The sequence below is a fragment of the Burkholderia sp. Ac-20349 genome, assembly GCF_017104865.1.
GTDB lineage: Bacteria > Pseudomonadota > Gammaproteobacteria > Burkholderiales > Burkholderiaceae > Burkholderia > Burkholderia aenigmatica.
On record NZ_JAAGPM010000029.1, the window covers coordinates 35,209 to 49,962 of the forward strand.

Genomic DNA, 14,754 nt, shown 5'->3' on the forward strand with positions numbered 1-14,754 from the left:
CCGCCATGCAGCGCACGTCGCGCGCCACGCCCCACGTTTATGCGGCCACGTCCCGCGCCCTCGCCATCAGCCTCGCGATCAACCTGTTGCTGCTCGCCGTCGAGACGGTCGCGGCCGGGTCCGCGCATTCGTCAGGCCTGCTGGCGGACGTCGCGCATGCGGCAATCGATCTCGCGGCCGATGCGCTGATCCTCGTCGCGTGCCGGCTCGACGCGCGCCTGCCGCCGGAACGGCGCCCGACCTACGAACCGCTCGCGCTCGCGGGCCTCGGCGCATTGCTCGTTGCGACCGGCGCGCAAATGATCTGGCACGCAACGAACCGGTTCGCGACGCCGCCCGTCGTGCAGCCGGGCGCGACGACGCTCGCGCTCGTCGCCGTGACGCTTGCCGGCAAGGCCGCGCTGTCGCACTGGATGCTGCGCAAGGCACGCGAGACGGGCTCCGCGCTGCTCGAGGCGAGCGGCTGGCATGTCCGGACCGATGCGCTGTCGTCGCTGCTGGCGGCGCTCGCGATGAGCGCGGCGCTGATCGGCTTCGGTCGGCTCGACGATCTGGCCGCGCTCGCGATCGGCGCGCTCGTGATCCGCACGGGCGTTGGGTTCATCCGGCGCGGCTGTGCGCAGTGGCCTGCGTTGTCGGCATGGGCGGATCGGTCGACGCGCGGCTCGTGAACGCCGGGGGCATCGCCCATGCATCGCGGGCGGCTGAATATTCGCTGTCGGCCCCGCTGAACGAACAAGAGGCTCGCACGTTGCGAGCCTCTTTTGCATGACGTCGCCGCTATCGTCCGGCACGCGACGCGTTGACCGATGTCGATGTATCGCCAGACGAATGCAGCCGGTTCCGATGGGTTGGCATCGGTTGTCGCTTACCCGAGCGGCACGACACTTCCGAGCAGAATCCGCACGAGCGTCGCCTGGCGTGTCACGCCCGTCTTCGAGAAGATCGCGCGCAGGTGCGTGCGCGCCGTGTTCTTGCTGATCCCCGATTCCTCCGCCGCCTCCTCGAGCGTCAGCCCGTTCGTCAGCAACAGCGCGAGCGACGTCTCGGCGGGCGTCAGGTCGAACAGCTTGCGAATGATTTCCTGCGCGCCCTGCGGCTTGCGGTCGGGATCGCGCAGGAACAGCGTGACGGCCGGCCGCCGCTTGTTGTCCTCCGACCAGTCGGACAGCAGCACCGTGCGCACCAGCAGCCCGAGGCGCGGCTTGTCGAAGCTGCGCGTGATCGGCATCGCTTCGACGGTTGCCGCGGCCGTGCCGTGGTGTCCCATCACCGCGTGGCGGATCAGCCGCTTCAGCGTGCGGTTCTCCTGCGCGTCGGCCGCCTCGATCGTGCCGCGTGCAATCGTCAGACCGTTGTTCTGCTTGAGGATCTCGTCGGCGACGCTGTTCAGGTCGATGATCGTGCCGTTCTCGTCGAGCGTGATCGTGCCGATCTGCATCCGGTTGATCGCGTTCGCATAGATCGAGCGTTCGACCTCGGCCGTGTCGAGCCGCGAATGCAACTCGACCGCGCGCTTCAGGTGCGGCAGCAGCAGCGCGCAGATCGCCTTGTCGCGCGCGGAAAACGGCTTCGATGCATGGTTGCGGCACACGCGGAAGCGGCACTCGACGCCCGACGATGTGCGCAGGTCGGCGCCGAGGATATAGCGCACGTCCTGCGGCTTCAGGAACTGCTTGTACAGTTCGCTCGACAGCCAGCCCGTGTCGCCGAATACCTCGTCGACCGTGACCACGCGATCGGCCGGCAGGCCGACGAACGGGTCGAGCGAATAGTAGTAGTTGTTGTACGACGCCTCGCCGTCGCCCGGGACGACCGGGCCGAATTCCGACGCGTGCACGGACAGCGGCGCGCGGCGATCGCTCGCGGCCGCACGCAGGATCAGCGTCACGTAGTTCGCCTGCAGCCAGCGGCGGACCAGTTCGAGCGCGCCGGCCCACGGCGGTGTCTCCAGCGGCCCCTGGTAGATGCGCGCCATCAGCTCGCTGAAATCCGCGACGCCGATGTCGGCCTCGTCACTGGTTGCCTGGCTCTCTTGCGGAGCCCATCTCGTCTCCATCAGCACGCTCCATCCTCCATACGACATGTTTCCGACGCGACCCAACCGCGCCGCCATGATTAAGACGCGTCTAAATTCCGGCGTCATCGGGAGATTCACTGAATGGTGAGAATTGGCTATCCGGACGAACCAACCATCGTCCGATCGGATGATGTGGCGCCCTGCCCGCTGCGCTGGAATGCCCGTCAGGCCGTGCCGGCAAGCGTCCGGCGCGGACTCAGGGAAAACCGCGACACGGGTTTACCTGATTCAAACCGCATACGATTCAGACAGGAGTCCCCATGCCGCTCGACCCACAGGCGCAGGCGCTGCTCGCCGCGTTCGCCCAGGCACCCGCGATCGATTTCGCGCAGCTCACCGTTCCCGCGTATCGCGCGAGTCTTGCCGCCGGCGGCGCATTCGCGCCGGGCGATGCCGTCGTCGCCGAAGAGGACTGGCAGATTCCCGCATCCGGTCGTCAGTTGTCCGCACGGCTGTACCGGCCCGCTGCCGACGGGCCGTTGCCGCTGACCGTGTTTTTCCACGGCGGCGGCTTCGTGTCGTGCGGCATCGATTCGCACGCGAACCTGTGCCGCAGCCTCGCGGCCCGTGCGCGCACGCTCGTGCTGTCGGTCGACTACCGGCTCGCGCCCGAGGCGCGCTTCCCGGCCGCCGCGCACGACGCATGCGACGCCGTGCGCTGGGCCGCCGCCAGTGCGCGCGATCTCGGCGCGCGCGCCGGTGCGGTGGCGGTTGCCGGCGACAGCGCCGGCGGCAATCTTGCGGCGGTCGCCGCACTGCAGTTGCGCGGTTCGGGCATCGCGATCGCGCACCAGTTGCTGCTGTATCCGGTCGTCGATTGCGCGACCGAACATCCGTCGTACGAAACGCTCGGCACCGGCTATTTCCTGACGGCGGACATGATGCGCTGGTTCAAGCGGCACTATTTCGACGAAGGCGCCGATCACGCGTCGCCGCTGGCGAGCCCGCTCGCCGCACCGGACGTCGCGGGCGCGGCACCGGCGACGATCGTGAGCGCCGAATTCGATCCGCTGCGCGACGAGGCCGAAGCGTATGCGTTGCGGCTCGCACAGGCCGGCACGCCGGTGACGCTCGTGCGCTGGCCGGGCCAGCTTCACGGCTTCGCGAGCATGCTCGGCGCCATCGATGCGGCCGACCGCGTGCTGACCTTCGGCGCCGACGCGCTGCGCCGCGCATTCGGCGCGACGGAGGCGTCATGACGCTCGCCGGTACGCTGGAGATCGTCGACGAGCTGCGTGCGGGCCGGATGGTCCTGCTCGTCGACGAAGAGGATCGCGAGAACGAAGGCGATCTCGTGATCGCGGCCGATCACGTGACGCCCGACGCGATCAATTTCATGGCGCGCTTCGGGCGCGGGCTGATCTGCCTGACGCTGACCGCCGAACGCTGCGAGCAGTTGCGGCTGCCGCCGATGGCCGATCGCAACGGCACGCCGTTCGGCACCGCGTTCACCGTCAGCATCGAGGCGGCAGAAGGCGTGACGACGGGCATTTCGACGGCCGATCGCGCACACACGATCCGTGCGGCGGTGCGGTCGGGTGCCCGCCCGGACGATCTCGTGCAGCCCGGCCACGTGTTCCCGATTGCCGCCCGCCCGGGCGGCGTGCTGGTGCGCGCGGGGCATACCGAGGCCGGCTGCGATCTCGCGGCGCTTGCCGGGCTCACGCCCGCCTCGGTGATCTGCGAAGTGATGAACGACGACGGCACGATGGCGCGGCTGCCCGAGCTGAAGGCGTTCGCCGCGCATCACGGGCTGAAGATCGGCACGATCGCCGACCTGATCCATTACCGACGCGAGCACGAATCGCTCGTCGAACGCGTCGGCGAGCGGCCGCTGCATACGCCGTGGGGGCGATTCCGCGCGATCGAGTATCGCGACACCGTGCACGGCGCACCGCATCTCGCGCTCGTGCGCGGCGAGCCCGATCCGTCGACGCCCGTGCTGACACGCGTGCACGAATGCCATTCGTTGCTCGACCTGCTCGATGCGGAGCCGTCCGCGCATTCGTGGCCGCTGCATGCCGCGCTGCAACGGATCGACGCGGCCGGCTGCGGCGTGGCGGTGCTGCTCGACTGCGACATGCGCGGCGACGCGATGCGGATGCCCGCCGGCCCGGCCCGCCGCGACGGACGCGTGACGGGGATCGGCTCGCAGATCCTGCGCGAGCTCGGCGTGCGGCGGCTGAACGTGCTGTCGAGCCCGTTCCGGCTGCCCGCGCTGTCGGGGCACGACCTGGAGATCATGGCGTTCATTCCGCTCGGCGACGACGATCCGGAAAGCGCACGGAGCGCGCACGCGAATCCGCTGCGGGCGGCATGATGCGTTGACGCGGGATGGCCGGCCGGTTTTCCGTCTAACAGGCTATTGTTTGTTTTTGTTAAATACAGTCTTGGGTTTGTATTTTGACGATACATGCCATAGACTGTATTTCCCGATTACAAACGATCGCCTGTCATCCCGCGGAGCGCCCGATGGCCTTTCCTGTCCAGACCCTGACCCAGCTGCGTCCGATACTCGTCGGCTTCCGGAAAGCCGCGGGCCTCACGCAGGCGCAATTGGCCGCCCGCCTGAGCGTCACGCAGCAATCCTACGCGCAGCTCGAAGCCAACCCGTCGGCGGTCAGTATCGAGCGGCTCTTCAAAGTGCTGAACACGCTCGGCGTTCACATGACGCTCGCGCAAGGCAAGCAGGATGTCCCGGCGGCATCGGCCGATCCTGTTCCCGCGCCCGATCCCGCGCCAGCGGTTCGCAAACCGGCGGCGAGCAAACGCAAGCCGGATGCGGCGCGCGGCACCACGCCCGCCAAAAGTCCAGCCAAACCCACGACCGGTGCCGCACGCAAGCGGCCCGCGACGGCAACACCGGCCAAGCCACGGGTATCGAAGCGGGAGGACTGGTGACGATGGCCACGCGTACCCGTCACGACCGGCTCGACCTGTGGATGAACGGCATTCCGGTCGGCTACTGGGAAGTCCGGCGCGGCGTCGAGCGTCTCGTCTACCTGCCGGCCTGGCTCGACGATCCGCAGGGGCGGCCGCTGTCGCTGTCGCTGCCCTTCACGCCCGGCAACCAGCCGCACCAGGGCGCGATCGTCGCCGACTACTTCGACAACCTGCTGCCGGACAGCGAGCCGATCCGCCGTCGCATCGCGCAGCGTTATCGGCTCCGATCGACGGCGCCGTTCGAACTGCTCGCGTCGATCGGCCGCGATTGCGTCGGCGCGATCCAGATGCTGCCGCCTGGCGAAACGCCCGTCGATCTCGAGGCGATCGACGGCGTGACGCTCGACGACGCGGCTGTCGCCGACGTGCTGCGCCACGCGACCGCCGCGCCGCTGCCCGGCCGCCCGGAACCGGAAGGCGACCTGCGCCTGTCGATTGCCGGCGCGCAGGAAAAGACCGCGTTGCTGCGCCAGGGAAATCGCTGGCTGCGGCCATCGGGCAGCACGCCGACGACGCACATCTTCAAGCTGCCGCTCGGGCGCGTCGGGAACATGCAGGCCGACATGCGAACGTCCGTCGAAAACGAATGGCTGTGCTCCAGGCTCGTCGCCGCGTACGGGTTGCCGGTCGCGCGGTGTGAGATCGGCCGATTCGACGACCAGAAGGCGCTGATCGTCGAGCGCTTCGACCGGCGTGCTTCGCGCGACCGCACGTGGATCCTGCGGTTGCCGCAGGAGGACATGTGCCAGGCGACCGGCACGCCGTCGGGCGCGAAATACGAATCCGACGGCGGCCCCGGCATCGAGACGATCATGGGCATCCTCGCGAATTCGGCCGACGCCGCGCACGACCGGATGAATTTCTTCATCGCGCAGCTCGTGTTCTGGGTGCTGGCGGCGATCGACGGGCACGCGAAGAACTTCAGCATCGCGCACCTGCCCGGCAACACGTACCGCAGCACGCCGCTGTACGACGTGCTGTCCGCGCATCCGATCCTCGGCACGCGCCGCAACCAGCTTCCGCCGCGCCGCGCACGGCTCGCGATGGCCGTGTGCGGGAAGAACCGGCACTACGTGATCGGCGAGATCCAGCCGCGTCACTGGATCGCGCAGGGCCGGCGCGTCGGCCTGACCGAAGACGACGTGCGCGCCGCGATGGCGGCCGTCGCCGCACGCACGGAACCCGCGATCGCCGAAGCCGCCGCGCAGATCCCGGCGGATTTTCCGGCGGACGTGGCAGACGCGATCTTCGATGGCATGCGCCGGCAGGTTCGCAAGCTCGGGGCTGGCGAACCCGCGTAATGTGGCTTGACGGGTGGCTGTCGAGTTTGGGGCAGGCTTGAGCGTCTGGTGGCGTTCGATGCATCGATCGAGGTCAGGTCCGTTTCAGGTCGCGCTGGCGCATCGGCCGGGCTTGAGAACCGGATATGGCGATTCAATGCACGGACTCGACGGATCATCCGGGCCGGACGGACACATCCGCCGTAATCGAGATCCCGTCCAGTACGGGTTGCGCTGGCGCATCTGCCAGGCTCGAGAACCGGATACGGCGATTCAATGCACGGACTGGACAGATCATCCGGGCTGGACGCACACATCCGCCGCGATCGAGATCCCGTCCAGTACGGGTTGCGCTGACGCATCGGCCAGGCTCGAGAACCGGATACGGCGATTCAATGCACGGACTCGACGGCTCACCCGACTGAACTGACGCATCCGCCGCGATGCCGGAACGGAAGCAGCCGGCATCGCATTCTGTCGGATGACGAACGCAGCTCCCGGGTCGTGAGGCCGGCCCGGCTGGCGCGCCCGACGGCACACCGGCTTGCCATCACCGCCACCCGGCTCGTCCACCCGGACGATGCGCGCCTGCGCCACCGCCGCACAATGGTCGCCGTGCCCATTCCCGACACCCGCCCCCTCATGGAATCCGCCGACCTCACGACCGCGTTCAGCCCGCTGCAGATCGGCCCGCTGACGTTGCGCAACCGCCTGATCAAGTCCGCCACCAACGAGGGCATGACACCGAACGGCGTGCCGTCGCGCGCGCTCGTCCGCTTTCACGAACGCATCGCCGAAGGTGGCGCCGCGCTGACGACCGTCGCGTACTGCGCGATCAGCGACGACGGCCGCACGTTCGTCGACCAGGCGCGGCTCGACGTGCCGACGGTCCGCCAGTTCCGCGCGCTGACCGACGCCGTCCATCGCCACGGCGCAGCCGCCTCCGCGCAGATCACGCACGGCGGCTGCTTCACGTTCCTGCCGTCGCTGTCGACCGCGCGGCCGTTGAGCGCCTCGGGCGGCTTCAACAAGGTCGGCGTGATGAGCGGCCGCTTTCTGAAGCAGGCGATGACGCGCGACCAGATGTCGGCCGTCGCCGACGAATTCGCGCAGGCCGCACGCCATGCGCGCGACGCCGGCTTCGATGCGGTCGAGATCCACATGGGGCACGGCTATCTGCTCAGCCAGTTCCTGTCGCCGCTGTACAACCGCCGCCGCGATGCATACGGCGGCGACGCTGCACGGCGTGCCGCATTCCCGGTCGAGGTGCTGCGCCGCGTGCTCGATGCGGTGGGCCGCGACCTCGCCGTCGTCTGCAAGATCGGCGTGACCGAAGGCGTGCGCGGCGGCGGCACGGCCGACGACGCATGCGAAATCGCGCGGCGGCTCGAAGCCGAAGGCGCGCACCTGCTCGTGCTCAGCGGCGGAATGAACGTCGAATCGGTGTGGCAGCTGTTCGGCAGCCCGTTGCCCGGCGACGCGCGCGCGAATGCCGACAACGCGATCGTGCGTGCCGCGATGGCGTTGCAGAAGCTCACCGAGCCGAAGCTGGGCGCGTTTCGCGAGATGTATTTCCTCGAGCACTCGAGGAAAGTGCGCGAGGCCGTCAGGATGCCGCTCGCTTACCTCGGCGGTGTACGTTCGCGCGGGAACGTCGAGCTGGCGATGCGCGAAGGGTTCGACGCGGTCGCGCTTGCACGCGCGCTCGTGTTCGAGCCGGGTTTCGTCAACGGATTGCGTGACGGCCGGCTCGCGCAGTCGGGCTGCACGTCGTGCAACCGCTGTGTCGTGTCGATGTACACGCCGGGCGGCACCGCGTGCGTGCTGCGCGAGCCGAACGACCCCGCGCCGAACCGCGTGCCGGCCGCCGGCGCGTGAAGCGTCAGGTATCGCGTGTGACGCCCGATGCGGGCGCCGCGGCCGCTCAGCCGGCGTCGCGGGCGCGGGCGAGCGCCGCGAGATTCCCTTCCCCGAACCCGTGGTGCCCCTTGCGCTGCACGACTTCGAAGAAGATTTCGCCGGGCCGGCGCTTGACGAAGGTCTGGAAGAACAGGCGCGGCACGCCGTCGCTGCCGATTTCGCCGTCGACCAGCACCGCGCGGCGGCGCAGCGCGTCGAGATCGACGCCGTGCCCCGGCAGCCGTGCGTCGACGTCGTCGTAATAGCGGGCCGGCGGCTCGATGAATTCGACGCCGTTCGCACGCAGCGCATCGACGCACGACAGGATGTCGTCGGTGGCCAGCGCGACATGCTGCACGCCCTCGCCCGGATGGTCGGGCAGATACGCGTGCATCAGCTCGGTACGCCGCGTACCTTCCTCGTAGACCGGAATCCGCACCGCGCCGCACGGCGACACCATCACACGCGATTCCTCCGACACATGCCAGTGCGCGTCGATTTCGTGGATCTCGCGAAAATGCAGCAGGTCGTGGTAGAAATCCAGCCACTCCTGCATGCGCCCCGCGCCGACGGTCTGCGTGAAATGATCGACCTGCTGCAGCCCGACGCCCACGCAGTCGAGATCGGTATGCGCGGTCGCGATGTCGATCGGCCGGAAATCGATGTCGAAGATCGAGATATCGCCGACGCCGCCACGCTGGCCGTCGCGCCCGCGCCAGCGGTCGACGAAATAGAGGTGCGAATCGCCGATGCCCTGGATCGCCGGAATCTTCAGCTCGCCGACCCCGACCTTCTCGCCTTCGAACGCCCACGCGCCGAGCTCGATCGCCCGCTCGAACGCGCGCCGGGCGCTGGCCACGCGCAACCCGATCGCGCAGACGCCCATCCCGTATTCCTCCGCGTAGCGTGCGGCGAACGATTCGGGCTCGGCGTTGATCAGGAAATGCATCTGTCCTTGCCGATAGAGCGTGACGTTCTTGCTGACATGCCGCGCGATCGCCTTGAACCCGAGCTGCTCGAAGCGCTGCGCGAGCGCTTCCGGCACGGGCGCCGCGAATTCGACGAATTCGAGGCCGGCCATCCCCAGCGGATTGGCAGCCGGATCGGCAACGGGCGGCGTATCGCTGGACAGGGGGGGGGAATTGCCGGGCATTCCAGTCTCCGGGGGCATGCGTCGATGGGGATGGCGCCCGTTGCGTGCGGCATGCGCGGCCAGGGCGGCCGCCGCGCATCCGCCCCGAACGGGCGAGTTATCAATGCTGCAGATTTTAACCAGATCGTTCACGGCGGCACACCCTGGCCAAACGGGATATCGCCGCCCCGCCTAGTGCAAACCCGGAAAGCGTTCGATAATCGCACGGATTTGAACGATAATCGCGCACTTTGCCCGTTTGGCCAATTGCCGCCGGGCGGCGCGCACCCTATTCTCCGTTCACCCATCGACTTCAATGCAGCATCGGACGCGGCGCCGCCACGATTCCTCGATGCGCCGTGCCAGGAGACACCGCCATGACCCCAACCATCGACACCCTCGACGCTACCGCCAGTGCCCGCATACGCAGCCAGGCCCGCAAGGCCGCGATCGGCAGCTTCGTCGGCGCCGTGGTCGACTGGTACGACTTCCTGCTGTACGGGATCGTCGCCGCGCTGGTATTCAATTCCGAGTTCTTCCCGAAAGTCAGCCCGACGATGGGCACGCTCGCGGCATTCGCGACCTTCGGCGTCGGCTTCCTGTTCCGGCCGCTCGGCGGCGTCGTGTTCGGCCACTACGGCGACCGGCTCGGCCGCAAGCGGATGCTGGTGCTGACCGTGATGCTGATGGGGCTGTCGACGGTCGCGATCGGCCTGCTGCCGGCGTTTTCGACGATCGGCTGGTGGGCGCCCGTGCTGCTGGTGCTGATGCGCGCGATCCAGGGTTTCGCGGTCGGCGGCGAATGGGGCGGCGCGGCGCTGATGGCCGTCGAGAGCGCGCCGAAGCAGAAGAAGGCGTTCTATAGCAGCGGTGTGCAGGTCGGCTACGGCGTCGGCCTCGTGCTGGCCACGGGCATCGTGTCGATCCTGAGCCACACGCTCGGCGAGGCCGCGTTCAAGTCGTGGGGCTGGCGCCTGCCGTTCGTGTTCAGCATCGTGCTCGTGCTGATCGGGCTGTGGGTGCGCAAGAACATGGACGAATCGCAGGAGTTCGTCGACAAGGTCGAACACGGCAACCGCAAGCTGCGCCTGCCGGTGCTCGAAGCGCTGACGCGCCATCCGAAGGCGTTCCTGCTGATCATCGCGCTGCGCCTCGCCGAACTGTTCACGATGTACATCGTCACCGCGTTCGCGCTCAGCTATTCGACGACGAACCTCGGCATGTCGCGCGACCTGTTCCTGAACATCGGCCTGCTGGTCGGCGCGGTGAGCTGCGTGACGATCCCGTGCTTTGCGTGGCTGGCCGACCGCTACGGCCTGCGCCGCATCTACCTGATCGGTGCGCTGATCGGCGTCGCGTCGGCGGTGCCGTTCTTCCTCGCGCTCGAGGCGCGGTCGATCGCGTGGATCGTGATCTTCTCGATCCTGCTCGCGAACGCCGCACACGACATGGTCGTGAGCGTCCAGCAGCCGCTGTTCACGGAACTGTTCGGCGCCGAATACCGCTATAGCGGCGCGGGCGTCGGCTACCAGTTCGCGAGCGTGGTCGGCGGCGGGTTCACGCCGTTCATCGCGGTGGGCCTCGTCAGTGTGGCGGGCGGTTCGTGGCACCTCGTCGCTGGCTATCTCGCGGTGGGCTGCCTGATCTCGCTGGTCGTCGCCGCGCGGATGCGGGCGGCGCAGTAACAACTCGTCCGGATGGCCGGCCTGACCCGCGGCCGGCCATCACGCATTGTTCAACGGTGACCGGCAACGGCGCCACTGCCTTCCGTTCGTGCGCGCGACGTCAAACACTGTCAGTTACACGCCCCGATTCCCCCTTTTCCCCTCTGAACATTCCACGCCGCCCGCCGACCAATGGCATCATATGGGCCTACGTCAGTCACCGATACGCCCCCATATCATGTCGAATCTCATCGTCCACGGCGGCACTCCGCTGCGCGGGGACATCAAGCCGTCCGCGAACAAGAACGCCGTCCTGCCGATTCTGTGCGCCACCCTGTTGACCGATCAGCCGCTGCGTCTCATCGGCGTGCCGGATATCACCGACGTACGCAAGATCCTCGACATCTTCCGCACGCTCGGCAGCGACGTATCGGTCGACTTCACGACGGGCCTGCTCGAACTCCACCATCGCAACACGAAATTCGATCCGGCGGTCCATCGACTGCCGGAAGCGATGCGCTCGTCGATCATGCTGATCCCGCCGCTGCTCGCGCGTTTCGGCGTCGCGCGCCTCGAGAACGACGTAAAGGGCTGCACGCTCGGCGTGCGCGAGATCGATCCGCACGTCGAGGTGTTCGAGCGCTTCGGCGCGCACATCGAGCGCACGCCCGATTCGCTGATCGTCCGCACCGACGGCCCGCTGACGGCCAACGACCACTGGCTCGACTACGCGTCGGTGACGACCACCGAGAACTTCGCGCTGTGCGCAACGACCGCGAACGGCACGTCGACGCTGATGAATGCCGCGTCCGAGCCGCATGTGCAGGAGTTCTGCCAGTTCCTCTCGATGATCGGCGTCGCGATCGAGGGCATCGGCACGTCGCGGCTCTGCGTGACGGGCGGCCGCAAGCTCGGCGGCGGCGAGTTCCGCTTCGCCGAGGATTTCCACGAGATCGCGACGTTCCTCGCGCTCGGCGCGATCACGGGCGGCGACATCACGGTGCGCAACTCGTCGCCAGAACACTTCCCGCTGATCGACCGCACGTTCGCGAAGTTCGGCGTCAACATCACGCACCGCGACGGCTGGTCGCGTGCGGAACGCGACGGCCCGCTGCGCGTGCGCCGCCCGTTCACGCAGAACATTCTCACCAAGGTCGAAGCCGCGCCGTGGCCGTACCTGCCGGTCGACCTGCTGCCGATCTTCATCGCGCTCGGCGTGCGCGCGGAAGGCAGCGCGATGTTCTGGAACAAGGTCTACGACGGTGCGCTCGGCTGGTCGGGCGAACTGTCGAAGTTCGGCGCGCACGTGCTGCTGTCCGATCCGCATCGGCTGATCACGTTCGGCGGGTTGCAACTGACGCCCGCGCGCGTCGAAAGCCCGTACATCATCCGCGTCGCGATCGCGCTGCTGATGGTGGCCGCGAGCATCGAAGGCCGCTCGGAAATCATGAACGCGCTGCCGATCCGCCGCGCGCACCCGCACTTCGTCGAGAACCTGCGCTCGGTCGGCGCGAACGTCGAGTGGACGAGCAGCGAGTAACGAGCGCTGCACCGGAGGCGGTACGCGTGACATCGCGGCCGCCTTTTCCCCTTCCGTTTTCTTCCGGCTGCCTCGACAGGCAGCCCGGCAATCGGCATCGCCTGCCCGTCGGCCGGTTCCGGCCGGCCGTGCTACCCGCCAGGCGTCACTCTGCGTCCCCGCAGTCGACGTCGCCCGCGCCCATGTGATCGAAGCCGTACAGCATCACCGCGGTCGTCCCGCGTGCGGGATGGCTCGGCCGCAGCCCGAGGCTGTCGTCGGTCGGGCTGGATGGATACTGGACGCTCGTGTCCATCAGGTTGTCCGGCGCCTTCCGCAGCCCTGAACGCGGCGCACCTCGCCCCGACGTCATGACTGCCGCTCAGTGCGACGTCCCCAACGCCATCGTTTTCACGATGCTGCGGAACAGCGGCAACGCTTTCGGCATGTCTTCCACATAGGTCGCGCACGTCAGGCTGATCCGGTAGTTCGGCGTATCGCCGAGCGCCATGTACAACCTGACGCGCTCATGATCGGGCCCGATCTTCGGCGAATACACGGTTTCCTGCCCCTTCACGCCGCCGCCGAGCTCGATCGGCGACATGCGCTCGATCACGCCGAGGATCGAAATCGTCGACTCGATCGACGCCTTCAGGTTGGCGATCGCCTCCGGTGAATTCAGTTCGCGCTGCGATACGTCGGCCATCGCGGAGGATTGCAACTTCAGCGCCACCGCGCACAGGCTGTTCGATTTCCCCGCGTAGCGCGGCACCGGCTCGGGATTCGTCACGTCGACGACCAGCGGCATCGACGGCCGCGTATGCCGTTCCCCCAACTGCAGCGGCACCGGCACCGAGAACGACAGCCCCGTCATCGCATCGCTGAACCGCCGCCCGTTGCCGGCATCCGGTTGCGCCGGGCCGAGATCGAAGACGATCGGCACATTGAGCAGCATCGAATCCTGGGGCATGTCCGGCGAGAACGCCGGCACGTTCCCGCCCCGGAACGCGGCCACCGCTGCTTGATCCAGATCCGCATAGCCCGACGACTGCCCGATCTCCACCTGCGTCACCGAGCCGTCGCGGCCGATTCGTGCGCTCAGGCGCGCCTTGTACGTGCCGGACGACGGATGGCCCGACCCGGCCGGGATCTGCAGCCGCTGCAGGATGGCCTGCCTGACCGCCACGGTCCATGCATCCTGCGTGGCCGGCGCCCCCGCCCAAACCTGCGCCGCCGGCAACGACGCCAGCGCCACCAGCACGGCGCAGCGGGCGATACGGCGGGCGATTGGCAGGAGGCGATATCGGTTGTCGTCGACGGTCATGTTCCGGGCTCGGGGCACATACTCGGGGCACACATCCAGCGTCGAATCATACAAGCCCGGCCATGCGTTGCGACAGATCCGATTTGCGCGATAATCGCCCATTCGCGCGCGATTACCGCGCACCCAAGCGCCCCTCCGACGATGAAAAAGCCCGAACTCGACCGACGCGACTGGATTGCCGGCCTCGAAAAAGGCCTGGCGATCCTTGAGGCGTTCGACAGCCAGCACGCGCGCATGACGCCCACCCAGGCCGCCGCGCGTACCGGCCTCACGCGCACGGCCGCGCGGCGCTACCTGCTGACGCTCGAATCGCTCGGCTACGTGTACACCGACGGCAAGCTGTACGGCCTCACGCCGCGCGTGCTGCGGGTCGGCTGGTCGTACTTCGATTCGGCGCGGCTGCCGCGCACGGTCCAGCCCTATCTGCAGCAATTGAGCGCATCGCTGAACGAATCGGCGTATGTGAGCGTGCTCGACGGCTGGGAACTCGTGTTCATCGCGCGCAACGGCGTGTCGCGCGTGATGACGACCGGCTTCGTGCTCGGCGCGCGCGTGCCGGCGCCGCTGACGTCGCCGGGTGTCGTGCTGCTCGCCCATCATCCCGATCGCGAAGCCGTGCGCGCATGGCTCGACGACACCGAACTGCCGCCGTTCACGCCGCACACGATCACCAACAAGGCGCGCCTGCTCGAACAGGTCGATCAGGCACGCGACGCCGGTTTCGCGGCGATCGAACAGCAATTGCAGGTCGGCGTGCGCGGGATCGCGGTGCCGCTGAAGAACCGTCACGGCGAAGTGGTCGCCGCGCTGAGCACGAACATGCCGATCGGCGCGGAGACGACCGACGCAGCCGTGCGGCGCGTCCTCCCGCACCTGCAGGAAGCCGCGCTCGCGATGCTGAATGTGCTGTAGC

General features: G+C 68.1%; 13 protein-coding genes. 9 read left to right on the forward strand and 4 right to left on the reverse strand.

Annotated elements, in window-relative coordinates; all coding sequences use genetic code 11:
* The first annotated feature begins 5 nt into the window (after positions 1 to 5).
* Positions 6 to 671, forward strand: coding sequence for a cation diffusion facilitator family transporter (locus G3N61_RS12865; RefSeq protein WP_205822596.1), 666 nt, complete (start codon positions 6 to 8; stop codon positions 669 to 671).
* Positions 672 to 868: 197 nt separating this feature from the next.
* Here the strand turns inward: G3N61_RS12865 and G3N61_RS12870 are convergent, their stop codons facing one another.
* Positions 869 to 2,059, reverse strand: coding sequence for a LuxR family transcriptional regulator (locus G3N61_RS12870; RefSeq protein ID WP_043183719.1), 1,191 nt, complete (start codon positions 2,057 to 2,059; stop codon positions 869 to 871).
* 281 nt (positions 2,060 to 2,340) lie between these two features.
* Between G3N61_RS12870 and G3N61_RS12875 the strand changes: the two genes are divergently transcribed.
* The 5 genes from G3N61_RS12875 to G3N61_RS12895 all read left to right on the forward strand — a co-directional run bounded on the left by G3N61_RS12875 (position 2,341) and on the right by G3N61_RS12895 (position 8,181).
* Positions 2,341 to 3,279, forward strand: coding sequence for an alpha/beta hydrolase (locus tag G3N61_RS12875; RefSeq protein WP_205822598.1), 939 nt, complete (start codon positions 2,341 to 2,343; stop codon positions 3,277 to 3,279).
* A complete protein-coding gene (gene ribBA, locus G3N61_RS12880; protein ID WP_205822600.1) occupies positions 3,276 to 4,400 on the forward strand; it encodes a bifunctional 3,4-dihydroxy-2-butanone-4-phosphate synthase/GTP cyclohydrolase II in 1,125 nt (374 codons plus the stop codon). Before G3N61_RS12875 ends, ribBA begins: the two co-directional genes overlap by 4 nt.
* 152 nt (positions 4,401 to 4,552) lie before the next feature.
* The gene (locus G3N61_RS12885) at positions 4,553 to 4,981 is read left to right on the forward strand and encodes a helix-turn-helix transcriptional regulator (protein ID WP_205822601.1); all 429 of its coding nucleotides are present in this window, start codon (positions 4,553 to 4,555) and stop codon (positions 4,979 to 4,981) included.
* A gap of 2 nt (positions 4,982 to 4,983) precedes the next feature.
* Positions 4,984 to 6,324 (forward strand): type II toxin-antitoxin system HipA family toxin, encoded by a 1,341-nt coding sequence (locus tag G3N61_RS12890; protein ID WP_175024038.1) that lies wholly within the window; start codon positions 4,984 to 4,986, stop codon positions 6,322 to 6,324.
* A 621-nt stretch (positions 6,325 to 6,945) separates the two neighbouring features.
* Positions 6,946 to 8,181, forward strand: coding sequence for an NADH:flavin oxidoreductase (locus tag G3N61_RS12895; protein WP_205822603.1), 1,236 nt, complete (start codon positions 6,946 to 6,948; stop codon positions 8,179 to 8,181).
* A gap of 46 nt (positions 8,182 to 8,227) precedes the next feature.
* Here G3N61_RS12895 and G3N61_RS12900 read toward each other — a convergent pair whose 3' ends face one another.
* Positions 8,228 to 9,355 (reverse strand): VOC family protein, encoded by a 1,128-nt coding sequence (locus G3N61_RS12900; protein WP_205822604.1) that lies wholly within the window; start codon positions 9,353 to 9,355, stop codon positions 8,228 to 8,230.
* 356 nt (positions 9,356 to 9,711) lie between these two features.
* Between G3N61_RS12900 and shiA the strand changes: the two genes are divergently transcribed.
* Positions 9,712 to 11,019 (forward strand): shikimate transporter, encoded by a 1,308-nt coding sequence (gene shiA, locus G3N61_RS12905; protein WP_205822605.1) that lies wholly within the window; start codon positions 9,712 to 9,714, stop codon positions 11,017 to 11,019.
* Positions 11,020 to 11,236: 217 nt separating this feature from the next.
* Complete coding sequence (locus G3N61_RS12910) at positions 11,237 to 12,538, forward strand: UDP-N-acetylglucosamine 1-carboxyvinyltransferase (RefSeq protein ID WP_205822606.1); 1,302 nt, start codon at positions 11,237 to 11,239, stop codon at positions 12,536 to 12,538.
* A gap of 145 nt (positions 12,539 to 12,683) precedes the next feature.
* Here the strand turns inward: G3N61_RS12910 and G3N61_RS12915 are convergent, their stop codons facing one another.
* Entirely contained in the window at positions 12,684 to 12,833 is a 150-nt protein-coding gene (locus tag G3N61_RS12915) for a hypothetical protein (protein WP_241017723.1), read from the reverse strand.
* A gap of 66 nt (positions 12,834 to 12,899) precedes the next feature.
* A complete protein-coding gene (locus tag G3N61_RS12920) occupies positions 12,900 to 13,841 on the reverse strand; it encodes an energy transducer TonB (RefSeq protein ID WP_205822607.1) in 942 nt (313 codons plus the stop codon).
* 141 nt (positions 13,842 to 13,982) lie between these two features.
* Here G3N61_RS12920 and G3N61_RS12925 point away from each other — a divergent pair, with 141 nt between their 5' ends.
* Positions 13,983 to 14,753 carry an IclR family transcriptional regulator C-terminal domain-containing protein gene (locus G3N61_RS12925; protein WP_011355232.1) on the forward strand — a complete coding sequence of 257 codons (771 nt, stop codon included), beginning with the start codon at positions 13,983 to 13,985 and terminating at the stop codon, positions 14,751 to 14,753.
* Position 14,754: the final 1 nt, after the last annotated feature.

What these genes read in the sequence shown, in the direction of transcription:
- G3N61_RS12870 (WP_043183719.1), bottom strand. Translation starts at nt 2,059, where the DNA reads ATGGAGACGAGATGGGCTCCGCAAGAGAGCCAGGCAACCAGTGACGAG.
- G3N61_RS12925 (WP_011355232.1), top strand. Translation starts at nt 13,983, where the DNA reads ATGAAAAAGCCCGAACTCGACCGACGCGACTGGATTGCCGGCCTCGAA.
- G3N61_RS12900 (WP_205822604.1), bottom strand. Translation starts at nt 9,355, where the DNA reads ATGCCCGGCAATTCCCCCCCCCTGTCCAGCGATACGCCGCCCGTTGCC.
- G3N61_RS12910 (WP_205822606.1), top strand. Translation starts at nt 11,237, where the DNA reads ATGTCGAATCTCATCGTCCACGGCGGCACTCCGCTGCGCGGGGACATC.
- G3N61_RS12890 (WP_175024038.1), top strand. Translation starts at nt 4,984, where the DNA reads ATGGCCACGCGTACCCGTCACGACCGGCTCGACCTGTGGATGAACGGC.
- G3N61_RS12865 (WP_205822596.1), top strand. Translation starts at nt 6, where the DNA reads ATGCAGCGCACGTCGCGCGCCACGCCCCACGTTTATGCGGCCACGTCC.
- shiA (WP_205822605.1), top strand. Translation starts at nt 9,712, where the DNA reads ATGACCCCAACCATCGACACCCTCGACGCTACCGCCAGTGCCCGCATA.
- G3N61_RS12920 (WP_205822607.1), bottom strand. Translation starts at nt 13,841, where the DNA reads ATGACCGTCGACGACAACCGATATCGCCTCCTGCCAATCGCCCGCCGT.
- G3N61_RS12875 (WP_205822598.1), top strand. Translation starts at nt 2,341, where the DNA reads ATGCCGCTCGACCCACAGGCGCAGGCGCTGCTCGCCGCGTTCGCCCAG.
- G3N61_RS12895 (WP_205822603.1), top strand. Translation starts at nt 6,946, where the DNA reads ATGGAATCCGCCGACCTCACGACCGCGTTCAGCCCGCTGCAGATCGGC.
- G3N61_RS12885 (WP_205822601.1), top strand. Translation starts at nt 4,553, where the DNA reads ATGGCCTTTCCTGTCCAGACCCTGACCCAGCTGCGTCCGATACTCGTC.
- ribBA (WP_205822600.1), top strand. Translation starts at nt 3,276, where the DNA reads ATGACGCTCGCCGGTACGCTGGAGATCGTCGACGAGCTGCGTGCGGGC.
- G3N61_RS12915 (WP_241017723.1), bottom strand. Translation starts at nt 12,833, where the DNA reads ATGGACACGAGCGTCCAGTATCCATCCAGCCCGACCGACGACAGCCTC.